Annotated in this window: 22 protein-coding genes and 1 tRNA gene; 15 read left to right on the plus strand and 8 right to left on the minus strand. The window is 65.3% G+C overall.

Annotated elements, in window-relative coordinates:
- Positions 1-32: 32 nt before the first annotated feature.
- The 12 genes from NG898_RS09825 to NG898_RS09880 all read left to right on the plus strand — a co-directional run bounded on the left by NG898_RS09825 (position 33) and on the right by NG898_RS09880 (position 12124).
- Positions 33-689, plus strand: a complete 657-nt coding sequence (locus NG898_RS09825) for a LysE family translocator (RefSeq protein WP_252692134.1) — start codon at positions 33-35, stop codon at positions 687-689.
- A 120-nt stretch (positions 690-809) separates the two neighbouring features.
- The gene (gene htpX, locus NG898_RS09830; RefSeq protein ID WP_252692135.1) at positions 810-1670 is read left to right on the plus strand and encodes a zinc metalloprotease HtpX; all 861 of its coding nucleotides are present in this window, start codon (positions 810-812) and stop codon (positions 1668-1670) included.
- Positions 1671-1773: 103 nt separating this feature from the next.
- Complete coding sequence (gene rsmB, locus NG898_RS09835) at positions 1774-3105, plus strand: 16S rRNA (cytosine(967)-C(5))-methyltransferase RsmB (protein WP_252692136.1); 1332 nt, start codon at positions 1774-1776, stop codon at positions 3103-3105.
- Positions 3106-3118: 13 nt separating this feature from the next.
- Positions 3119-3892 (plus strand): DUF4390 domain-containing protein, encoded by a 774-nt coding sequence (locus NG898_RS09840; RefSeq protein ID WP_252692137.1) that lies wholly within the window; start codon positions 3119-3121, stop codon positions 3890-3892.
- Complete coding sequence (locus NG898_RS09845) at positions 3889-6360, plus strand: sensor histidine kinase (RefSeq protein ID WP_252692138.1); 2472 nt, start codon at positions 3889-3891, stop codon at positions 6358-6360. Before NG898_RS09840 ends, NG898_RS09845 begins: the two co-directional genes overlap by 4 nt.
- Before the next feature lie 36 nt (positions 6361-6396).
- Positions 6397-7110 (plus strand): response regulator, encoded by a 714-nt coding sequence (locus tag NG898_RS09850; RefSeq protein WP_252692139.1) that lies wholly within the window; start codon positions 6397-6399, stop codon positions 7108-7110.
- Positions 7111-7177: 67 nt separating this feature from the next.
- Positions 7178-7253 (plus strand) — tRNA-Phe (locus NG898_RS09855).
- A gap of 287 nt (positions 7254-7540) precedes the next feature.
- Positions 7541-7846 carry a hypothetical protein gene (locus NG898_RS09860; protein ID WP_024977076.1) on the plus strand — a complete coding sequence of 102 codons (306 nt, stop codon included), beginning with the start codon at positions 7541-7543 and terminating at the stop codon, positions 7844-7846.
- A gap of 180 nt (positions 7847-8026) precedes the next feature.
- The gene (locus NG898_RS09865; protein ID WP_252692140.1) at positions 8027-8935 is read left to right on the plus strand and encodes a MurR/RpiR family transcriptional regulator; all 909 of its coding nucleotides are present in this window, start codon (positions 8027-8029) and stop codon (positions 8933-8935) included.
- 14 nt (positions 8936-8949) lie between these two features.
- Positions 8950-10305 (plus strand): aspartate aminotransferase family protein, encoded by a 1356-nt coding sequence (locus NG898_RS09870; protein ID WP_252692141.1) that lies wholly within the window; start codon positions 8950-8952, stop codon positions 10303-10305.
- Positions 10299-11135 (plus strand): beta-keto acid cleavage family enzyme, encoded by an 837-nt coding sequence (locus NG898_RS09875; RefSeq protein ID WP_252692142.1) that lies wholly within the window; start codon positions 10299-10301, stop codon positions 11133-11135. Before NG898_RS09870 ends, NG898_RS09875 begins: the two co-directional genes overlap by 7 nt.
- Positions 11136-11218: 83 nt before the next feature.
- Positions 11219-12124 (plus strand): glutamate/aspartate ABC transporter substrate-binding protein, encoded by a 906-nt coding sequence (locus NG898_RS09880; RefSeq protein ID WP_252692143.1) that lies wholly within the window; start codon positions 11219-11221, stop codon positions 12122-12124.
- 14 nt (positions 12125-12138) lie between these two features.
- Here NG898_RS09880 and NG898_RS09885 read toward each other — a convergent pair whose 3' ends face one another.
- On the minus strand, positions 12139-13476 hold the full coding sequence (locus NG898_RS09885) for a protoporphyrinogen/coproporphyrinogen oxidase (RefSeq protein WP_252692144.1): 1338 nt from the start codon (positions 13474-13476) through the stop codon (positions 12139-12141).
- Positions 13477-13564: 88 nt separating this feature from the next.
- Between NG898_RS09885 and NG898_RS09890 the strand changes: the two genes are divergently transcribed.
- Positions 13565-14113, plus strand: coding sequence for a TetR/AcrR family transcriptional regulator (locus NG898_RS09890; protein ID WP_102064141.1), 549 nt, complete (start codon positions 13565-13567; stop codon positions 14111-14113).
- A gap of 9 nt (positions 14114-14122) precedes the next feature.
- Here NG898_RS09890 and NG898_RS09895 read toward each other — a convergent pair whose 3' ends face one another.
- From NG898_RS09895 to NG898_RS09910, 4 genes are all read right to left on the minus strand, one after another.
- Positions 14123-15409: a multifunctional CCA addition/repair protein gene (locus NG898_RS09895; RefSeq protein ID WP_252692145.1), complete on the minus strand. Its 1287-nt coding sequence runs from the start codon at positions 15407-15409 to the stop codon at positions 14123-14125.
- Complete coding sequence (locus NG898_RS09900) at positions 15406-16095, minus strand: glutathione S-transferase family protein (RefSeq protein ID WP_024977082.1); 690 nt, start codon at positions 16093-16095, stop codon at positions 15406-15408. Before NG898_RS09900 ends, NG898_RS09895 begins: the two co-directional genes overlap by 4 nt.
- A gap of 225 nt (positions 16096-16320) precedes the next feature.
- The gene (locus tag NG898_RS09905) at positions 16321-17325 is read right to left on the minus strand and encodes a complex I NDUFA9 subunit family protein (RefSeq protein WP_252692146.1); all 1005 of its coding nucleotides are present in this window, start codon (positions 17323-17325) and stop codon (positions 16321-16323) included.
- A gap of 181 nt (positions 17326-17506) precedes the next feature.
- A complete protein-coding gene (locus tag NG898_RS09910) occupies positions 17507-19459 on the minus strand; it encodes a lytic transglycosylase domain-containing protein (RefSeq protein WP_252692147.1) in 1953 nt (650 codons plus the stop codon).
- 189 nt (positions 19460-19648) lie between these two features.
- Here NG898_RS09910 and NG898_RS09915 point away from each other — a divergent pair, with 189 nt between their 5' ends.
- Positions 19649-20242: a 5-formyltetrahydrofolate cyclo-ligase gene (locus NG898_RS09915; protein ID WP_252692148.1), complete on the plus strand. Its 594-nt coding sequence runs from the start codon at positions 19649-19651 to the stop codon at positions 20240-20242.
- A 17-nt stretch (positions 20243-20259) separates the two neighbouring features.
- Positions 20260-20874 carry a pyridoxamine 5'-phosphate oxidase family protein gene (locus NG898_RS09920; protein ID WP_252692149.1) on the plus strand — a complete coding sequence of 205 codons (615 nt, stop codon included), beginning with the start codon at positions 20260-20262 and terminating at the stop codon, positions 20872-20874.
- A gap of 4 nt (positions 20875-20878) precedes the next feature.
- On the opposite strand, the gene NG898_RS09925 is transcribed toward NG898_RS09920, so the two are convergent.
- Genes NG898_RS09925 through NG898_RS09935 form a run of 3 tightly spaced genes read right to left on the minus strand, consistent with a single transcriptional unit; the run spans position 20879 to position 22553 of the window.
- The gene (locus NG898_RS09925) at positions 20879-21337 is read right to left on the minus strand and encodes a TfoX/Sxy family protein (RefSeq protein WP_252692150.1); all 459 of its coding nucleotides are present in this window, start codon (positions 21335-21337) and stop codon (positions 20879-20881) included.
- A 30-nt stretch (positions 21338-21367) separates the two neighbouring features.
- Positions 21368-22198, minus strand: a complete 831-nt coding sequence (gene metF, locus NG898_RS09930) for a methylenetetrahydrofolate reductase [NAD(P)H] (protein WP_015856052.1) — start codon at positions 22196-22198, stop codon at positions 21368-21370.
- A gap of 10 nt (positions 22199-22208) precedes the next feature.
- Positions 22209-22553: a phage holin family protein gene (locus NG898_RS09935; RefSeq protein WP_004628357.1), complete on the minus strand. Its 345-nt coding sequence runs from the start codon at positions 22551-22553 to the stop codon at positions 22209-22211.
- Positions 22554-22581: the final 28 nt, after the last annotated feature.

Below are 22581 nucleotides of genomic sequence, written 5' to 3' on the forward strand. Positions count from 1 at the left end.
CCATCTATATATAGAGAGAAGAGGATTTCGCCATGACCGCGCTGGGCATTGTCAATCTGCCGCTCTTCATGCTGGCGGTGTTTCTGCTGAATGTGACCCCTGGGCCCGACACGGCCTACATCGTCGGGCGCAGCGTTTCGCAAGGACGGGCGGCGGGGCTGCTGTCGGCGCTGGGCGTATCGGCGGGCTGCTGCGTGCATGTGCTGGCAGTCGCGTTCGGGCTGACGGCACTGCTGGCGGCGTCCACCGTGGCCTTCACGGTCATCAAGGTGGTGGGCGCGGCGTATCTGATCTACCTGGGTGGCCGCATGCTGCTGGCGCCGCCCGAACGCGAGGACGCCCCGGTCGAAGAAGCGGAAACGTCCACCGCCAAGCGCCCGCGTCCGCTCAAGTCGCTCTTCATGCAGGGTTTTCTCACCAATGTGCTGAATCCGAAGGTCGTGCTGTTCTTCCTGTCGTTCTTCCCGCAATTTGTCGATCCGCACGCCAGCCACAAGGCGCTGGCGTTCCTGACGTTGGGCGCGGTGTTCATTGTCATGTCGACGATCTGGAATAGCCTCGTGGCGTGGGTGGCCGCCAGCGTCACGCGCCGCGTGGCAGGCAAGCCGGGCATCAAGCGCTGGCTCGATCGCGTGGTCGGCACGGCATTCATTGGGCTTGGTGCGCGACTGGCGTTCACCACCCGTTGATGAGTCAAGCGACATCTGCGGCGAAATATCGCGCAAGTCCCGCGCAAACCCTTGAATTTTCAGCGATTATCGCGATCTAACGAACTCGTCGAACCCTAGACCCACAGGAGCCACGCCCCCATGTTCAACTGGATCAAGACCTTCATGTTGATGGCAGCGATTACCGCGCTGTTCATCGTCATCGGCGGCATGATCGGCGGACGCAGCGGGATGATGCTGGCGCTGCTGTTCGCGCTGGGCATGAATTTCTTCTCGTACTGGTTCTCCGACAAGATGGTCCTGCGCATGTACAACGCGCAGGAAGTCAACGAAACCAGCGCGCCGCAGTTCTACCGGATGGTGCAGGAGCTTGCCGGCCGCGCTGGCCTGCCCATGCCGCGCGTCTATTTCATCGACGAGGCCCAGCCCAACGCCTTCGCCACCGGCCGCAACCCGGAGCACGCCGCCGTGGCCGCGACCACAGGCATCCTCAATATCTTGTCGGAACGCGAGCTGCGCGGCGTGATGGCGCACGAGCTAGCGCACGTGCAGCACCGCGACATCCTGATCTCGACCATCTCGGCCACGATGGCCGGTGCGATCTCGGCGCTGGCCAACTTTGCCGTGTTCTTCGGCGGCCGCGACAGCGAAGGCCGTCCCGCCAACCCGATCGCCGGGATTGCGGTGGCGATCCTCGCGCCGCTGGCGGCAGCGATGATCCAGATGGCGATTTCCCGCGCGCGTGAGTTCGAAGCCGACCGTGGGGGCGCGACCATCAGCGGCGACCCGCAGGCATTGGCTTCGGCGCTGGACAAGATCCACCGCTATGCCGCCGGCATTCCGTTTGCCGCTGCTGAAGCCCACCCCGCCACCGCGCAGATGATGATCATGAACCCCCTGCACGGCGGCGGCTTGGCCAACCTGTTCAGCACGCACCCTGCCACGGAAGAGCGCATTGCGCGCCTGATGCAGATGGCGCAGACGGGGCAATATCCGGCGTAAAAGCGGCAGCCCGACGGGGCGCTTCCTTTATACTTCCGCAGTCCGCACGAGCCCGCCCATCGCGGGCTCGTTGCATTTTGTCCGCCTGATTTCCTGCCGCCCAATGCGCCTGCCGCCCGATTCCCTCGCCCACGCCTTGTCGCTTGCCGCCGCCGCCCTGGGCAAGCTGCGGCAGGGCACGGCATTGCCGCAGGCCATCGATGCCGTCTGCCAGGGCCAGCCCGCCCCGGTGCGGGGTGCCGTCCAGGATCTCGCCTACCGCGCTACGCGCTGGCTCGGCAGCACCGACTGGCTGATCCGCACGCTGATCCCGCGCCCGCCCGCCGAAGGCGCCGCCAATCTGCTGCGCGTAGCGCTTGCCCAATTGCTGGACGATCCTCAGCCGTATGCACCGTTTACGGTGGTCGACCAGACCGTGACGGCGGCCTCGGCTGATCCGAAGCTTTCGCACGGCAAGGGCATGGTCAACGGCGTGCTACGCCGCTTCCTGCGTGAGCAAGATGCGCTGGTCGCGGATATGCAGGCGGATCCGTCGGCCGCCACGAACTACCCAACGTGGTGGATCGACGCCGTACGCAGCGCGTATCCCGACGCGTGGCAAGGCATCCTGGCCGCAGGCAACCGCCGCCCGCCAATGGTGCTGCGCGTAAACCCACGCCGGATTGCCGTCGACGCGTATCTCGCACGCCTGGCGGAAGCCGGCATCGACGCCGAGCGCATCGGCGAGCAAGCCGTTCGCCTTGCGCGCGCCGTCCCCGTTGCCGAATTGCCGGGTTTTGCAGATGGCGATGTCTCGGTGCAGGACGCCGGGGCGCAACTGGCGGCAACGCTGCTCGACGCAGCGCCCGGCCAGCGCGTGCTCGATGCGTGCGCCGCACCTGGGGGCAAGACCGGCCATCTGCTTGAACTGGCTGACCGCCTGGACGTGACGGCGCTCGAGTCGGATGCCGCGCGCGCCGTGCGCATTAGCGAGAACCTTGCGCGCTTGCACCAGACCGCCACCATTTGCGTCGGCGATGCGGCCAAACCGGCCACCTGGTGGGACGGCCGGCCGTTCGACCGCATCCTGGCCGATGTGCCGTGCTCGGCCGCCGGCATCGTGCGGCGCCATCCGGACATCCGGTGGCTGCGCCGCCCAGCCGACCTCAAGGCCCTGGCGGGGCTGCAACGTGACATCGTGCGCGCCCTCTGGGCATGCCTGAAGCCCGGTGGCAAGCTGGTTTATGTCACCTGTTCGATTTTTCCGACGGAAGGCGAGGACCAGGCCCGATGGTTTGAACGCCATCTGGAAGATGCGATACGATTGCACGCGCCCGGCCAGTTGCTGCCAGTCTCGCCCGATGCGGCGCAGGCCAGCGGGTTCGCCCCCGGCGCGTCGCCCTTGCCGCTCGATCACGACGGCTTCTTTTACGCGGTTTTCCAGAAACGGCCCTGATGCACCGACCGTTGTGACTGTCATCCTTCGCCCATCGATCCGGTCGCTGCAATCCCGGTTCCTGCAGATTCTGCAACGGCTGGTCGCGCTGGTCGCATTGGGCATGCTGCTCCTATGGTGCCCGGTCACGGCATCCGCACAATCCATCGAAATCAACCGGGCCCAGCTCGAATACGCCGACGGCGGCTGGAACCTCTCCGCCGATTTCGATTTCGATCTGCCCAGCAACCTCGAAGACGCGGTGAACAAGGGCATCGCGCTCTATTTCCTCGTCGAATTCGAGCTGATCCGCCCGCGCTGGTATTGGTTCGATGACCACGCCATCAGCGCCACGCGCGTGGTGCGGCTCTCGTACCACCCGCTCACGCGCCAGTATCGCGTGTCGACCGGCGGCCTGCAGGTTCCGTTCTCACGGCTGAAAGACGCCGTCGACTTCATGCAGCATGTACGCGGCTGGCGCGTGTTCGAACAGCGCGCCGTCAAGGCCGGCGAAACCGTGCAGGCGGAAGTGCGCATGCGCCTCGACGTAACGCAGTTGCCCAAGCCGTTCCAGATCAACGCAGTCAACACGCGCGACTGGAATCTCAGCTCCGAATGGAAGCGCTTCAACCTGCTGGTGCCGAATGAGCCGCCGCCAGCCCCGGCGCCCGCGCCTGCTGCGCCACCGGCCAGCGCACCAGCATCGTCCCCGCCGGCTTCCGGTTCGTCTGGCCTGTCGCCCAATCCGGGCTGGGGCATGAGCGCTGGCCCGTCCAGCGCAGGCCCGCTGCTGGCGCCCGCCAAATGATCTTCGATCGCAGCTACAAGCGGCTGCTCTATCAGGTGGTGGCAGGCACCATCGTCTTTCTGGCGATCGTGCTGGTGGGCCTGCTGGCTGCCGCATCGGCCAACACCGAGTTCTTTGACCGGTATTTCACGCTGCTCTACAAGGTCAACCTCGTCATCGGGGTGCTGCTGGTGGTCATCATCGGCGGGCTGATGCTGGCGCTGGCGCTGCGCGCGCGGCGCGGCAAGTTCGGCACGCGGCTGATGACCAAGCTGGCGGTGTTCTTCGGCGTGGTGGGCGTTCTGCCGGGGGTGCTGATCTATCTGGTGTCGCTGCAGTTCGTGTCGCGCAGTATCGAGTCATGGTTCGACGTGAAGGTAGAATCGGCGCTCGAGGCAGGTCTGAACCTCGGCCGCTCGACCATGGACACGGCGCTGGCCGACCTGCAGAACAAGGGCCGCCTGATCGCCGAGCAAGTGGGCGATGGGTCCGCCTCGGCCACGGCCATCACGCTCAATCGATTGCGCGAGCAGTTCGGCGTACAGGAGGCGACGATCTTCACGGCCAGCGGCCGCGTAATTGCCACCGCGTCAAACACCTACGACACGCTCGTCCCAAACCTGCCCGACCAGGCTGTGCTCGAGCAGGCCCGCGCACCGGGCGGCTACGCCAGCCTGGAAGGCGGCAGCGATACCGAAACCGATAGCGCCTCCGCGCCGGCCGCCTCCGCACCCACGCCGCGCAACAACGGCCGCCGCAACGATTTGTACCAGTTGCATGTGGTGGTGGCGCTGGGCACGTCTTCCCGTGACGAGCCGAGCATCGGACTGAACACGCCGGCACGCAAATGGGCCGGCACCGGTTTGCTGGCAGATCGCCGGCCGGAAGATGGCAGCAGCACCTCGCGCGGCTTCGGCCTGATCGGCGAAAGCGGCCGCGATGAACGCTTCCTGCAGCTCGTACAACCGGTGCCGCAGGCGCTCGCCCGCAATGCCGACGCTGTCCAGCGCGCCTACCAGGAATACCAGGAGAAAGCGCTCGGCCGCACGGGTCTGCGCAAGATGTACATCGGCACGCTCACGCTCACGCTGTTCCTGGCGGTGTTTATCGCGGTGATGCTCGCCCTGCTGCTCGGCGCACAGCTGGCACGGCCGCTGCTAATGCTGCTCCAGGGCACGCGCGAAGTGGCCGAAGGCGATCTCTCGCCCAAGCGGGAACTGCATACGCGTGACGAACTCGGTGTGCTCACCCAGCAGTTCAACCAGATGACGCGCCAGCTCGCCGACGCGCGCCGCGCCGTTGAGCAGAATCGGGCGGCACTCGAGCAATCGAAAGCCTATCTTGAGAGCGTGCTGACCAACCTGACCGCGGGCGTCTTCGTGTTCGACCATCGCTTCGTACTGCTGACTGCCAACCCGGGTGCCGAGCGCATCTTCAAACAGCCCTTCGGCGCGTGGGTCGGCCAGGCGCTGACCAGCATCACGCCGGTGGCAGCCTTCGCGCCAGTGGTCGAACAGGCCTTCGCTGAACAAGACGCAAGTACAGCCGCCGGCGGCGCAGTGGCCCACTGGCAGAAGCAGGTCGAAATTCCGCTCGAAGACGAAGACGAACCCCTCACGCTGCTGGTGCGCGGCACGCGCCTGCCCGGCCCGTCGGTGGGCGCGCACGGCACCGAGCGCGGCTATGTGGTCGTGTTCGACGATATTTCCGACGTGATCTCCGCGCAGCGCTCGGTGGCGTGGGGCGAGGTTGCGCGGCGCCTCGCGCACGAGATCAAGAATCCGCTCACGCCCATCCAGCTCTCGGCCGAGCGCCTGGAGATGAAGCTTTCACCCAAGCTGTCGGACGCCGACGCCGAGGTGTTGCGACGCGGCGCCACCACCATCGTCAACCAAGTGTCGGCGATGAAGCGCATGGTCGATGACTTCCGCGACTACGCCCGCACGCCGCCGGCCATGCTGCAGGAGCTGGACCTCAACGCGCTTGCCGCGGAAGTGCTGCACCTGTACGGCATCGATCACCCTGACCGCCGCGATCACCCCGTCATCGAGGCCAAGCTGGGCGCCAATCTGCCGCTCATCAAGGGTGACCCGACGCAACTGCGCCAGGTCATCCACAACCTGCTGCAGAATGCGCAGGACGCCGTAGCGGAGAATGAAGCGGCAGGGCGACCCGCTCCGCATGTCATGTTGCAAACTGACACGGTAGAATACGACGACGCCTCGGGCGCGCGGCGGCAGGCCGTGCGGCTTGCGATCGCGGACAACGGCGGCGGGTTCTCTTCCCGCATCCTCAACCGCGCCTTCGAGCCGTACGTCACGACCAAAGCCAAGGGCACAGGATTGGGCTTGGCCATGGTGAAGAAAATCATGGACGAGCATGGGGCGCGTATCGAATTGCGCAACCGCCAATCCAACACAACATCGGGCACATCGGGTACCGACACCGTCGGCGCCCAGGTTTCCATACTGTTCGTAAAACTCGCGTAGCGCGGACGGCAATCCCGCCGCACATAGAGGAAAAGCATGGCCACCATCCTCGTTGTCGACGACGAAATGGGTATCCGGGAGTTGCTCTCCGAAATCCTCGGAGACGAAGGGCACGTTGTTGAAGTCGCCGAGAACGCGCAGCGCGCGCGCGAATACCGCGCGAACGCAACGCCCGACCTCGTCCTGCTCGATATCTGGATGCCGGATACCGACGGCGTAACGCTGCTCAAGGAATGGGCATCGCAAGGTCTGCTGACCATGCCCGTCATCATGATGTCGGGCCACGCCACCATCGACACCGCCGTTGAGGCGACCAAGATCGGCGCGCTGAATTTCCTGGAGAAGCCCATCGCACTGCAGAAGCTGCTGACGGCGGTGGAGCAGGGCTTGTCGCGCAGCAAGGAAAGGCCGCGCTCGGCAACGCCGGCTGCCACACCGGCGGCAGGCCTCGCAGGTGCCATGCCCAACGCCGCAGCAGCAGGTACGCCTGCCGCGCTCGATCGCACCGATATCAATGGCGTACCGACCCGCGCAGCCGAAGGTGGCGGCATGCAGTTCTCGTTCGACATGCCGCTGCGCGAAGCGCGCGATCTCTTTGAACGCGCCTACTTTGAATACCACCTGCAGCGCGAAGGCGGCAGCATGACGCGCGTGGCAGAAAAGACCGGCCTGGAGCGGACCCACCTGTACCGCAAGCTCAAGCAACTGGGCGTCGAACTCTCGCGCAACAAGGGCGAACCGGCCGCGTAATCATCAAAGTGCTCAGAGATGCTTGACGGCAAGGCCCAACCCCTGTCATACTTGCCTTTCTTTGCTTGGCCCGGTAGCTCAGTTGGTAGAGCAGCGGATTGAAAATCCGCGTGTCGGTGGTTCGATTCCGCCCCAGGCCACCAAAATTCCTCGCTCTTCAAGATCAATCGATTTTGCAGGGCAACAAAAAAGACCTCCTCGCGAGGTCTTTTTTCATTTCTGCGGCGCCAATCGCCCGCACCCGCAATCTCCCGATTTGCCGCGCCAGCCTACGATCTGCGGCGCAGTGTCGCACTCACAAAAAATGTACCCAAGCCTCTTGACGCAGCGCAGCTCAGGGTATACCTAGCGACGCAAACTGCGCCAAACTGTCGCAGGTCTCGGTATAGTGACTCAACGCTATCAAACGGCAAGCACAAGGAGATTCTCCATGGCACTCGTTGGCACCGGTCACCACCACTTCCATTTCCACGCTTTCGACGGCATCAGCCGCAAGACGCGGTTGACGTGGTTGCGCAATGCCGCAGCGCTGACGTGCTTGATGGCCCTCGTCGCGGCCATGTGGGTTGGCGGCAATTTGTCGGCGTTGATGCATACGCCGCTCATGAGCGGGGTTTCGTCGCTGGGCGCGGTGATGATTCTGGCCTGCACGTGCATGGCGCTGAGCCTGCTTGGCCTCATCGGCGCCGGCTTCTTCCAGTTCCGCATGGAACAGCTCGACGCCCCGGCAACCTGAAACGCGCGCATCACGCATAGCTAACGGAGGCTTCGGCCTCCGTTTTTGTTTGCCCATTGCGGCCGCACGCTTGAGGTGCGGCCGTTTTGTTTTCGTGCGCGGCCCCAGGGTGAATCCGATATTGACTCAACTGTTTCAGTTACGTAGTTTACGAAACAGTTGAATCAAAACGGTCACCTCATGACGTTCGATGGGCTCATGCAAACGCTGCGCGACCGCGCCAGCGATCTCTCTCCGCAACTGCAGCGTGCTGCCATGTTGCTTGAGACGCACCAGCACGACATCGCCCTGCTTTCGATGCGGGACTTGGCGCGCCGCTGCGACCTCCCACCTGCCACGTTCTCGCGCTTGGCGCGCGCGCTGGGCTTTGATGACTTTGCCGCGCTGCGTGATATCTGCGTGGCCCACCTGCGCCAGCAGGCCGACGGCTTTGCCGGCCGCGCCACTGCACTGCAGGGCGACGATGGGGCAGGCGCATCAGAGGCTGAGCGCATCGGTATGGCCATCGGTGCGCATGTGCAGGCGGCATTTTCGCCAGTCAACCTGGTGGCGCTGGATACCGTGGCCGCCGCGCTCTGCAAGGCGCGCCGGGTCTATCTGCTGGGCGCACGCAGTTGCCTGGCGCTGACACATGCGTTCGGTTATGCCGCCCAGCTTTTCGACGACAAGGTCACGCTGTGTGTCGGCAGCGGCAACACGCTGGCCGACCCGCTGCGCTTTTGCGGCGAGGGCGACATCGTCGTGGCCGTCACCTTTGATCCGTACACGCGCGAGGTCATCGAGGCGATGCAATACGCGCATGCGCGCGGGGCGCGCCTCGTGTATGTGACCGACAGCGCCATCGCCCCCGGCGCCGAGCTGGCGTGGCAACAGCTCGTCGCGCCCGTCACCATCCCGTCGTTCTTCCATTCGTTGGCCGCGCCCATGGCGCTGCTCGATGCGCTGCTGATGACGTGGTTCCGCCACGCCGGCCCAATCGCGCTCGCGCACCTCGCCGACAGCGACGCCCAGCTCAAGCAACAAGCCGCCTACGTACGCAGCGCCCGCCGCAGTGAAGCGGCTGTCGCTGTGCCGCCCACCCCACGTTGACCTCCCGACCGCTCATGACACCGTCTACCACCTCCGTCTTCCACCGCGACCCGCGCAAGACGCTGCCCACCGCTGTCGGCGGCGAGGGCATGACCCTCATCGACTCCGACGGCAAACGCTACCTCGACGCGTGCGGCGGAGCCGCCGTCTCATGTCTCGGCCACGGCCACCCGCGCGTGGTGGACGCGATCTGCAAGCAGGTGCGCGCGCTGGCCTATGCGCACACGTCGTTCTTCACGACGGACGTGGCGGAAGAACTCGCCGCGCGCCTGACCGCTGCCGCGCCGGGCGATCTTGATCACGTGTATTTCGTCTCGGGCGGTTCCGAAGCGATTGAGGCGGCGCTCAAGCTGGCACGCCAGTACTTTGTCGAGATTGGGCAGCCGCAGCGCCAGTACTTCATCGCGCGGCGTCAGAGCTATCACGGCAACACGCTGGGCGCGCTGGCGATTGGCGGTAACGCGTGGCGCCGCGAGCCGTTCCTGCCGCTGCTGGTGCCGGCTCACCACGTATCGCCGTGCTATGCGTATCGCGAGCGTCTGGATGGCGAGACCGACGCGCAATACGTGCAGCGCCTGGCCGATGAGCTGGACGCAAAGATCGTCGAACTCGGCACGGAAAATGTCGCGGCCTTCGTCGCTGAAACGGTGGTGGGCGCCACGGCCGGCGCGGTGCCGCCGGTGGCCGACTACTTCCGCAAGATCCGCGCGGTGTGCGACCGCCACGGCGTGCTGCTGTTGCTCGATGAGGTGATGTCCGGCATGGGCCGCACGGGCTACCTGTTCGCATGCGAGGAAGATGGCGTGGTGCCCGACATGGTCGCCATTGCCAAGGGCCTGGGCGGCGGATATCAGCCGATCGGCGCGACGCTGGTGAATCGCCGCATTTACGACGCCATCACGAACGGCAGCGGCTTCTTCCAGCATGGCCACACTTATATTGGTCACGCAACGGCGTGCGCGGCCGCGTTGGAAGTGCAGAAGGTGATCGAGGAAGACAACCTGCTCGCCAACGTGCAGGCGCGTGGCGAACAACTGCGTGCGGCGCTGCGCGCGCGCTTTGCCGACCACCCACACGTGGGCGATGTACGCGGGCGCGGCTTGTTTGTTGGCGTGGAGCTGGTGGCGGATCGCGCGACCAAGGCGCCGCTGGCACCTGCATGCAAGACGCACGCACGCGTGAAAGCCGAAGCCATGCAGCGCGGACTGATGGTGTATCCGATGGGTGGGACGATTGACGGCCGGCGCGGCGACCACATCCTGCTGGCGCCGCCGTTCATCGCCACCGCGCAGGACATCGACGCGATCGTCGAACGCCTGGGCGATGCGGTGGACGCCGCCACTGCCAGGGCTCAGGAGGCCGCATGGTGACCCGGCCTATCGCCATCGCCGTGGCACCCAACGGCGCGCGCAAGACGCACGCCGATCACCCCGCGCTGCCGATCACGCCCGACGAACTGGCCGCTTGCGCGCGCCAATGCGTGGATGCCGGCGCGGCGATGCTGCATCTGCATGTGCGCCGCCCAGACGGCACGCATAGCCTGGAGCCTGAGGACTACCGCCCGGCCATCGCCGCCGTGCAACGCGCCGTGGGCGATGCGCTGGTGATTCAGATCACCACCGAGGCCGTTGGCATCTACACGCCCGAACAGCAGATGGCATCGGTGCGTGCGCTGCAACCAGAAGCGATTTCCGCCGCGCTGCGCGAGCTGGCGCCCGAGGCCGCGCACGAAGCGCAAGCCGCGCGTTTCTTTGGCGAGCTTGCCGCTGCGCGCACGGCCATCCAGTACATCCTCTATTCCGCCGACGACGTGGTGCGCTACCGCGACCTGCGTGCGCGGGGCGTGCTGCCCGACACACCGCATTGGGTGCTGTTCGTACTCGGCCGCTACAGCGCAGGCCAGCGCTCCGATCCGTCGGATCTGTTGCCTTTCCTGCAGGCGTGGGCTGACGGCGGTGACATCACCGCTGACGTGCCATGGGCGATGTGCGCATTCGGACCGCGCGAAGCCGAATGCGCGCTCAGCGCAGCGCTGCTTGGCGGCCACGCGCGCCTGGGGTTCGAAAACAACATGGCGCTGCCCGACGGCAGCACGGCGCCCGACAACGCGGCGCTCGTCACCAACCTGCGACGGCATCTCGACGCGCTGCATCGGCCGGTGGCCAGTGCCGCAGCGCTGCGCAGCTGGTTCGGCCGCTAAGACTCTCCGCACTCATCACCACGAAGCCAAAGCACAGACGGCCGCAACACAACAGGCCGCGCACCACAACCATTGGAGGAAGTATGCGTTTGACCACCCGCTGTATCCGATTCATCCCGCTGGCGCTGGCCAGCCTGCTCGCGATCAGCGCGCACGCCCAGGCACTGGACGGCACGCTCAAGCAAATCCAGGACAGCAACACGATCCTGATCGGCGTGCGCGAATCGTCCATTCCGTTTTCTTACCGTGACAGCAAGAACGAGATCGTCGGTTTCTCGGCCGACCTCTGCTCGCGCGTGATCGACGCCGTCAAGAAAAAGACTGGCAAGCCCAATCTGGACATCAAGCAGATTCCGGTGACGTCGCAGAACCGGACATCGCTGGTGCAGAACGGCTCGGTGGATCTGGAGTGCGGGGTCACCACGCACCTGAAATCGCGCGAGCAGCAGACCGCGTTTTCGACCACCTTTTTCATCGCCGGCACGCGCCTGCTGACCAACGTGAAATCGGGTGTGAAGGACTTCCCCGACCTGGCGGGCAAGTCGGTCATCACCAACGCGGGCACGACGTCAGAACGCATCCTGCGCAAGATGAACGACGAGAAGAAGATGAACATGAACGTGATCAGCGGCAAGGATTACGGTGAATCGTTCCTCACGCTGCAAAGCGGCCGCGTGGCGGCGTTCATGATGGATGACGTGCTGCTGGCCGGCGCACGCACGCTGGCACAAAAGCCCGACGACTGGGTCGTGACCGGCACGCCGCAATCGTTCGAAGCCTACGGCTTCATGCTGCGCAAGGACGATCCGCAGTTCAAGAAACTCGTGGACGACACCATGGTCGGTGTGATGAAGAGCGGCGAGATCAAAACGCTTTACGCCAAGTGGTTCGAAAAGCCCGTGCCGCCCAAGAACCTGAACTTCAACTTCCCGATGAACGATCAGTTGAAGGCGCTGTACGCCAATCCGAACGACACGCCGTTCGAGTAAGCGCAGCGGCAGCGTCACGCCACGGTCCGGGCCAGCGTGGCGCGCTCCGCCCGTGGGAGGCGCACAGCAAGCAGATGGCCGGCGGCCCAATGCCCGGACTCGGCGGCGCCGTCCGTCCACGGGCTGCCGAGATAATCGCCCGCCAGCACGATCCGACGATCACGGCCAAGCGTGGCACGGTATGCCGCAATGGCACGTGCGCGGCCGACGGGCGATCGCGGCTCGGCCGCGGCCCAGCGTTGCGCATGCGCCGACACCACGGCGCGCTCCACCCCCGGCAAATGCGCTGCCATTGCCTCAATGGCAAGGCGGATCAGCATGTCATTGCTTTGCGGCATGGCGCGCATCGCGGCCTGCTCGCCGAACATCGCACAGACGATGGGGCCATCGCCACGCCCTGCACCGGGTTGAAACGTCAGTGCCGCCAAAGGGCCGCCCTCCACAGGCGAAAACAGCGCGCCGTACGCCTGCGCGAATACCTTCGGTGCCGACCATGAAGGGGAGAGGCCCAGGGCCACGTGGATGCTCGGCGCGTAGGTCGCGTCGAGGACCGCGGCCTCGCCCAGCGTCGGACGGGGCAACCACGCCCGTGTTGCATGTGCAGGCGTGGCGAGCACCGCGCCGTCGGCACTGATCCACTCTCCGTTGACGCACAGGCGCACGCCATCGAGTGTTTCAGCAACCTGTTCGACGTTGGCGCCGTAACGCACATCGAGCGATGCGGCCATTGCGCGCGGCAGCGCCTGCCAGCCGCCTTCGACGGTCAGCGTATCTGCACCGCGGAATGCGCTGAGGGCAGCCAGCAACGCCCGCGAAGTGCCTTTCAGCCGATGGAAGTACAAGCCATGCACCATGGGTTCAAAGACGTACCGCGTGGCAGCGCCGCCGAACACGCGTGCGGCCCAGTCCTGCGCGTCGGCCTCGTCGAGTGCCGCCAGACTGGCGTAGTGACTGGGGTCAATGCCACGAGCGTCGCGCGCTGAGGCAAACCCGCCTCGCAGCATCTGCCATGTCTCGCTCCAGGTTAGCTGGCCCGCGGTGGCGAGCGTCCATGGCCGCTTGGAATGCACGGCATGGAAGTCCTGCTCCCGCTGCAGCGCCGCCACGGCCGAAGTCTTGCGCAGCCGTGAGGACAACCCTGCCTCCTGCAGCAACGGCAGCACGTAGCGATATCGCGACGACACAAATTGCGCGCCGCATTCAATGGTGCGCCCGTGAAACGGCACGCTGAGGATGCGGCCGCCAGGAGCGCGCGCCGCCTCGAATACTGTGACGGCGCAACCTGCACGCTGCAGATGCCGTGCGGCGTTCAGCCCCGCAATGCCCGCACCAACTACGATGAAATGTCGCATGGCCAAAAGGTGAATGGTGACGCCACTTACAATACCGGCCGGCCGCGCACCATACACAGCCTGTCAGTTTCTGCACGAGGACACCGCCATGCCCAGAACCACCCGCACGCGCTGGATCGAAGCCGGTTTTGAACTGCTCGACATGTATGGCGCGGATGGAGTCTCGGCCGAGCGCCTGGCGCGCCGCCTGAACGTGACGCGCGGCGCGTTCTATCACCACTTCAGCAGTCGCAACGACTACGTGCGCAGCCTCCTGGCCGAGTGGGAACGCGCTTATACCGGCAGCATCCTTTCGCTCGTCAAACCCGACGACACCGCAGAGACACTGCTCATGCGCTACCTCGACGTGGCCGCATCGATGCATCCGGGGCGCGAAGTTGCCATCCGCGCGTGGGCCATGCGCGAGCCACTGGTGGCGGAATACCTCGAACGCGTGGATTCGCAGCGGCTGGCCTTCGCCACACAACTGTGCGGCTTGCACGGAGGTGTGCCCGACGACGCCGCGTTCTGGGGCCGCATCGCGCATCTATGCTTCATCGGCACGCAGCAGACCACGGCGCGCCCCGACCCCGAGGCGTTCCGGGCGTTCTTCCTCAAGTTGTTTGCGATGTCGCAGCGGCTGGCCGTGCCAGCCTAGTTGTCGGACCTAGACGCCGGCCTGCGCGACGGCCTCAATGCGGGCCTGATGCACGGCTTGCTTGATGTGCGCCGGGTTCTCGGCATAACGCTTGGCGACAGCGCCCGCGTCGATGGACGATGCAGCCGCCAGCGCGCTCAGCAGGCGTTCCGTCTGCGGATAGCTGCGGTCTTCAAACCCGAGCCGGCCACGTGCGTCGGCCTCGCACGCCTGCAGCGCCTGACGGAAACGGTCCGGCTTGCGCAGCGCATCGCAACGCTCGAGCAGACGCACCAGCGCCGCCGCATCAAAGCCGTCGCAGCGATGGATGTTGCCGTGCTCGCGCGCAACCACCAGTGCCAGTTCGCGGCAGTCGGTCGGCACGCGCAGGCGCTGGCACACCGCTTCGATGAGCGGCACGCTGCGCTCTTCGTGGCCGATGTGGCGCGGCAGGATGTCGTCGGGCGTGGTGCCCTTGCCGAGGTCATGCACCAGCGCAGCAAAGCGTACCGGCAGCGACGTCGCCATCGCTGCGGCCGTTTCGATCACCATCATGGTGTGCACGCCGGTATCGACTTCGGGGTGATAGTCGGCGCGTTGCGGCACGCCCCACAGCCGGTCAAGTTCCGGCAGCAGGCGCACCAGCGCACCGCAATCCCGCAGCACGGCAAACATGCGCTGCGGGTGGGCTTCCATCAGGCCGCGTGCAATCTCCTGCCACACACGCTCGGGCACCAGCGCATCGACTTCGCCGGCCTGCACCATGCGCTGCATCAGCGCGTTGGTTTCGGATGCGACATGAAAATCGGCAAACCGCGCAGCAAACCGCGCCAGGCGCAGGATGCGCACCGGGTCTTCCATGAACGCATCGGACACATGCCGAAACGTGCGCGACGCCAAATCGGCCTGTCCCCCGTACGGATCGACCACCGGGCCGACCAGCGCGCCGTCTTCCGCCACGCGCTGCGCCATCGCGTTGATGGTCAGGTCGCGGCGGATCAGGTCGTCTTCGAGCGTGACGTCCGGCGCGTAGTAGACCGAGAAACCCTTGTAGCCGGCAGCCGTCTTGCGCTCGGTGCGGGCGAGTGCGTATTCGGCATGCGTCGCGGGATGCAGGAACACCGGGAAATCCTTGCCGACCGCTCGAAAGCCACGTGCCTCCATGGCTTCCGGCGTGGCCCCGACCACAACGTAATCCCGGTCCTGCACCGGCAGCCCAAGCAGCGCGTCGCGAATGGCGCCGCCTACGGCATATACATCCAGTCCGTGCGTGGCCGGATCGACGATGGCTTCCGTCTGTGCTGCGCGTTCCGTCATTGATTGGCCGCGACCAGCGTGTCTTCGTCCGGCGCGGTGCGGTACGGCTCGTCGTCGGCCAGGAAGTCATGCTCAGCACGTGCGCCATCGATCCATTCCTGCATGGCGGGCAGATTGAGGATGTAATCGGCGTAGGTCTTGGCGGCCTCCGGCAGACGCACGCCGTACGTGGCGAAGCGGCTGACCACCGGCGCGTAGAACGCGTCGGCCACCGTGAAGTGGCCGAACAGGAACGGACCTTCTGCCGCGTACTTCTGGCGCAGCTCGGTCCACATGGCGGCAATGCGGTCGATGTCGCGCTGCACGGCCACGTTCCAGCCCATGCCGGGCAACACGGCCGTCACGTTCATCGGCATGTTGTTGCGCAGGTTGGTGAAGCCGCTGTGCATTTCCGCGCAGATCGAGCGGGCGTGCGCGCGGGCCTTCGGATCTTGTGGCCACAGTTGCGCGCGCGGAAAGCGCTCGGCCAGCGTCTCGCAGATGGCGAGCGAATCCCACACGTTCATGTCGCCGTCCACCAGCACCGGCACGCGGCCGGCGGGCGAATGACGCGCCACGTCGGCGGCAAAGGTCTCGCTCAGCAGGCGCACGCGAATCTCTTCGAACGGAATGCCGGCCTGCTTGGCGAGCAGCCACGGGCGTAGCGACCACGACGAATAGTTCTTGTTGCCGATGACCAGTTTCATGATTCCCGTCCTTGGAGAGTGCACTGCAATTATTGTGGGAGCCCGCCAGCATCGCGCGGGAATGCCGGGGCGCTCTAGTCTTGTTGTATCGGAAACGGCGAGCGGCAGCGCGAGGGCGAACGAACCATTCTAGCCTTGCGCTGCAGCGCCACAAAATGAAACGGATTGGCCACGGTTGTGAAGCGGATTCACAAAGAGGGCAGATTCTCCGGGTTTCCGTAGCTTCTAGCGATGCGCCCGCGTCCGTGCGGCACGCAATCCGCGGTCCGGCCCAAAACCGGCCAGCGCGGGCAACATCACCGCCTCCATGCCGAGCGGGTGGATGCCGAGTTCCGGTGCGACCGGTTCCATGCTGACGTTGTCCACGCGCATGGAGTCGAGGTTGTCCCGCGAGATGGGCGCGCCAGGCAGATGCTCGAGCAGCGCGGCCTGCATGCGGCCTAGACCTTCGGGAAGCGGCACGATCCAGCGCGGGTGGCCGCTGGCACGTCCGGCAAAGCGCATCAGCTCCGCCAACGTGTAGACGCGCGGCCCGACCAGCGGATAAGCATGCCTGATCGTCGCGGGCTTCTTGAGCGCATTGATGAACGCGGCGGCCACGTCATCCACGTATACGGGCTGGAAGCGCGCATCGGCACAGGCCAGCGGCACAAACGGCGCCATGCGCTGCATGCTCGCAAACAGATTCAGGAAATGATCTTGCGGGCCGAAGACCACCGACGGGCGGAACACCGTCCAGTCAAGCTCGCTGTTCATGACCACGCGTTCGCCGTCGCCCTTGCTGCGCAGATACATCGACGGGCCGGCGGGGTCAGCGCCCAACGCGCTCATGTGCAGCAGCCGGTTCACGCCATGGCGTCGGCATGCGGCGACAATGCGGCGGGGCAGATCGACATGCACGCGCTGGAAGTTCGGCCCGTACGGCATCTCTCGCGCATCCTGCAGCACACCGACGAGGTTGATGACGGCACAGTGCTCTCCGCCGCGTTCGGTGAGCGCCAGGAACAACGCTTCGAGGGCATCGTCGGCGTAGATGTCGGCGTCCATCACGTCCACGCGCGGCAGCAGGGTGAGGTTGTGTGCGCGGGCAGACTCAGGATCGCGCGTGGGCACGATCATCCGGCCCTCGGGGAGGCCGGGCGCGGAAAACGTCTCCGTCACCAGCCGTGACAGCAACTGCGAACCGATAAAACCGGTACCGCCAAAGACGAGCAGATTGGAGGGCTGCATAGAGGCATCTCCAAGACGGGAGGGGGCAACACCACAATACATCCCGAAGGCGATCGCCCCCAAGATATGTCGACGCGGCGTGCCGCAAGCCACACTTCTGTGCGCCAGCCAGCGCACGCGCCCATGAAAAAACGCCCGCGTTGCGGCGGGCGTTTGGGTGAGCGGGATAACGATCGAGCGCTTATGGCAGGTCGTCCGGCGTCACGGATTCCGGCGCCACCTTGCCCAGGCGGTCCTTCAGCGACTGCGGGCGGCCGGTCAGCAACGCGCTGTAGTACGTCGCGTTCGACAGCACGTTTTTCACATACGTGCGGGTCTCGTTGAACGGGATCGTCTCGGCGAAGATCGCACCTTCCACCGGCCGCGCGAGCGTCGAGCGCCAGCGTTTCGGGCGACCTGGGCCCGCGTTGTAGCCGGCGGTCGCCAGCGTGAGCGAACTGTCCAGGTTGGTCAGGATCATCGACAGGTAGGCCGTACCCAGCAGCACGTTGGTATCGATGTCGCTCATCTGCGAAACGCGGAACCCCGGCAGGCCGATCTTCTTGGCGATGTGCTTGGCAGTCTCCGGCATCACCTGCATCAGGCCCGAGGCGCCCACCGACGAACGCGCGTCCATGATGAAGCGCGACTCCTGGCGGATCAGGCCGTAGGCCCAGGCAATGTCCAACCCCACGGCATCGGCGTTGCGCTGGACCACATTGAGGTATGGCGTCGGGAAGCGCAGCGAGAAGTCGTGCTCGGCCTTGGTCTTGTCCGCCGAATTGACGGTGCGATCGAGCAGGCCGAGCTTGCGGCCATATTCGGCTGCGGCAAGCAACTCGCGGTCGCTCATGTTGCGCAGCTCCCAGTTCCACTCGCGGTTGCCTTCGAAGCGCAGATTCAGGTCGTACAGCTTCTTGGCACGGCCAAAGCCCGGGTGGTTGCGGCCCATCACGTCGATCTCGGCGTCAGTCACGGTCGTGCGCGGCGGCACGGTGATGCGCTGGCCGAGCTCTTCCTGCGCCAGCTGGCCATAGAAATTGAACTGGCCGGCGATCGACTGGAACTGCTGGCGTGCCTCGTCGTTGCGGTTGTCGGCCTTGAGCGCGCGGCCGTACCAGTACGTCCAGGCGGGATCACGATCGCGCAGGCTGGGGCGCATTTTTTCAATGGCCTGGCGCACCATCTTCCAGTCCCCCGCGCGCAGGGCCGTGCGCACACGCCACTCTTGCGACTCGTCCGACAGGTAGGCATCGCCGCCGAGCGTCAGTTGGCGGCGGTAGGCATCCAGCGCATCGGGCGTCTGCTTCTTGGCGGCGTACTGACCGATCACGCCCCAGCCCGTGCCTTGCTCTTCGCGCGACAAGCCGCCGCTTTGCGCCAGCAGATACGCCGTCGCCTGCGACGGATCGTTGCGCGCCATGCGGGTCACGTTGGCCAGCGTGTCGTTGTCCACGCGATCGCCGTCGGGCAACACCGCGGCAATGCGCGAGGCCTGCGTGACGAGGTTCTGCTCCAGCGACAGCCGCGCCGCCAACGCCACATCCGCGCGGGTGAACTGCTTGGACTGCGCCAGATAGCCGATCAGGTCGACACACCCCTCGCCATAGCCCTTGGGATCCGACAGCGTGTTGCGCGCATCGGCGGCCACGTTCTGGCCCTTCATCGCGCGCGAGAGCAGCGCATAGCACTCGACCTGCGTATCGTCCTTCAGCACGAAATTGGGGTATTCCGCATCGAACGTCGCCCAGTCGCGCTTCTTGCCCAGCACGAGCAGCCAGTCGTTGCGCAGCCGGTCGGCAATCGCCTCGCCCTTGTAGCGCTGCAGGAACGAACGGATTTCATCTTCCGGTGCATCGGTCCGGGCATAGCCGCTGGCATCGTACAACTGCGGCTTGATGCGGAAATACTGCACGTAAGACTGGATCGGGTAATCGGAGAGGCTGTCGGCCAGCTCCCAGCTGCGCGACACATCGTTGCGGCGCGCAGCGTTGCGCAACTCGACAAACGCATCGTCCGGATTGGCCGGAATGCCTTGCGGCGCCTGGCGCTTGGCCGCCACCGCCAGCGGCGTCGGGCCAACCACGCTCATGCCCACCACGCCCGCAAAAGCCAGCGCGACCGCGCGATATACTGCCTTGGCCTTCAATGTCATCTCCTGCCCCATCCAATCACTGTTAGGTCTGCCGAATTATCCCATGTCAGCCTTAGCGCCAATTCACGATCCTACTGCGCGGCCCGATCTTGGCACTGCGATGCTCGCCGTACACGTGTACGACTGCGCTTCTCGCACCAACCTCGGGCCGCTCGCTACGGATCGTGAACCGGCGAGAGGCCACATCCAATGAGTACGCACGATCCGGCCAATCCCACCACGCCAATCGAATCGCGCCGCACGCTGCGCACGATGTTGCTCGATGCGCGCGCGGCGCTGCCAGACCGCATCGCACAGGATGCCGCGCTGGCGCATCACCTGGCTGGGTTGCTGAACGCACTGCCCGTCAAACGCCTGGCCGCCTACTGGCCAACGCAGGGAGAGTTCGATGCGTTGACCGTGCTGGGCCATTGGCTGGCGGCTGACGCAACGCGCCATGCACTGCTGCCCATAGTGACTGACAAATTCTCTCCTCTGCAGTTTCGGCGATGGACGCCCGATTGTGAAATGACGCCCGGCGCGTACAACATCCCCATCCCCCGCTCGGGTGAGATGGAAACGCCCGATGCCCTGCTGATCCCGTGCGTGGGCTTTGACGGGCAACGCTATCGCATCGGCTACGGCGGCGGCTTCTACGATCGCACCTTGGCTGCGCTGCATGCCGCCGGGCACCGCCCGCGCACAATTGGCGTGGCATATGAAGTGAACCGCGTGGAATCCATTGCGCCGGAACCGCACGACATCGCGCTGGACTGCATCGTCACCGAGCGCGGCGCGTTTTGACCCCTCACAGAATGCCCATGTCCCACACGCTGAAAACCGTTGCCGACCTTGAAGCCGTGTATGGCGCGCCGAACCCACGCTCGCTGCTCAAGGAAATCGACCACCTGAACGCCGACTACCGCGCGTTCGTGGAGGCGTCGCCGTTCATCGTGCTGTCGTCGGTGGGCGCGCAGGGCACGGATGCTTCGCCGAAGGGCGATGCGCCGGGCTTCGTGCGCATCCTCAACGAACGCCTGCTGGCGATTCCCGATCGGCCCGGCAACAACCGCATCGACAACCTGCGCAACATCGTCGAAGACGGCCGCGTGTCGGTGCTCTTTATCGTGCCCGGCGTGGGTGAAACATTGCGCGTGAACGGCACGGCGACCATCTCGGCGGATCCGGAATTGCTCGCGTCATTTGCGGTGCAGGGGAAGCTTCCGCGCAGCGTGATCCTCGTGCAGGTGCAGACCGTCTACTTCCACTGCTCGAAGGCACTGGTGCGCTCAAAGCTTTGGGAGCGCGGCGCGCAGGAAACCAAACCGGCCGTGCCCACCGCAGGCAAGATCCTGCAGCGCATCAGCGGTGGCGCATTTGATGGCGACGCCTATGATCGCGAATTGCCCGAACGCCTGAAAACAACGCTGTACTGAGCGTTCAGCGCTTGACTGTCTTTTTTGCGGCGACCTTCTTGGTCGCCGTTGTCTTTGTTGCCTTGGGCGCCTTGGCAGTCTTTGCTGCGGCGCGCTTGGGCTTGGCCGCCTTGGCATTCGCGTCACGCAGTGCAGCTTCAATGGCCAGCCGCGCCCAGTCGCGCAAGGGCTGCCCGCCGTCGAGCGCCTCTGCCGGTGTGCTCAGATAGCCCGTCATGCTGATGGTGCGGCCGTTGCGCTCGTAACTGAACGGCGTGCATTTTTCAGCGAGAAAACGTTCACGCGTGAGGTCGTCCACGCGCAGATAAGACGTGCCGCGCAGCACCAGCCCAAACACGATGTCGTCGTAATACAGCGCCGCACCGCTGAACATGCGGCGGGCGCGGATCTCACCGATCTGTGCGGCGAGCGGCCGGAGTTCGTCAAGCAACCAGGCGATCAGCGGATCGGGTGCGGCTGCCATGACGATCTCCTTGGCTTTGCTGCTTTCTGCTTACAGGCCCAGACGCTGCCAGATGGCGCGCGTGGAACCGGCGGCATTGAGCGTGTAGAAGTGCAGGCCCGGCGCGCCGCCTTGCAGCAGGCGGTCGCACATGGCCGTCACCACGTCCAGGCCGAACGCGCGGATCGACTCACGATCGTCGCCGAAGCCTTCGAGGCGCTTGGCGATCCAGCGCGGCACTTCCGCACCGCACATCTCGGAAAAACGCATGAGCTGCGACGAGTTCGTGATCGGCATGATGCCGGGCACGATGGGCACGTCCACGCCGAGCTTGCGTGCGTCGTCGACGAACTGGAAGTACGCATCCGCGTTGAAGAAGTATTGCGTGATGGCGGAGTCCGCACCGGCCTTCACCTTGCGGGCGAAGTTCTCCAGATCGTGCCGGGCGGAGCGCGACTGCGGGTGGTATTCCGGATAGGCCGCCACTTCGATGTGGAAAGCCTCGCCGGTTTCCTGGCGGATGAACTCGACCAGCTCGTTGGCGAAGCGGAATTCACCGATCTCGCCCATGCCCGAGGGCATGTCGCCGCGCAGCGCGACGATGCGGCGAATGCCGTGCTCGCGATACGTGTTGAGAATGCCGCGGATGCTCTCGCGCGACGAGCCGACGCACGACAGGTGCGGCGCCGCCTCGATGCCTTCGCGCTGGATTTCCACCACGGCATCCAGCGTGCCCTGTTGCGTGGTGCCGCCCGCCCCGAACGTCACGGAGATGAAGCGGGGTTTGAGCGGCGAAAGCTGCGCGCGCGTGTTGCGCAGCTTCTCGGCGCCTTCCGCCGTCTTGGGCGGGAAGAATTCGAAACTGAATTGACGGTCTTGCATGACAGAAACCTTAAGCCTCGCGCAGCAACAGGCTCGAGAGCAGCCACGAGATCACGCTGTACAGGATGGAGCCCAGCAGCGCGGCGCCAAAGCTGGCCACCTGAAAGCCCGCCAGCAGGTTGCCGACAAACAGGAACAGCAGCGCGTTGATGATGAAGATGAACAGCCCAAGCGTGAGCAGCGTCACCGGCAGGGTGAGGATCACCAGGATGGGGCGGATCAGCGTGTTGACCAGACCCAGCACGAGCGCCGCGATCAGCGCGGAGCCGAAGCCGTTGACGTGGATGCCTTTGAGCAGATAGGCGACAAGAAGCAACGCCAGCGCGTTGATGACCCAGACAGCGAGCAGTCTCATGGAGGAATCCTCGGTTGGAGAGCCGGCG

Origin of the sequence: Ralstonia mojiangensis (genome assembly GCF_023955645.1) — a bacterium.
Lineage (GTDB): Bacteria > Pseudomonadota > Gammaproteobacteria > Burkholderiales > Burkholderiaceae > Ralstonia > Ralstonia mojiangensis.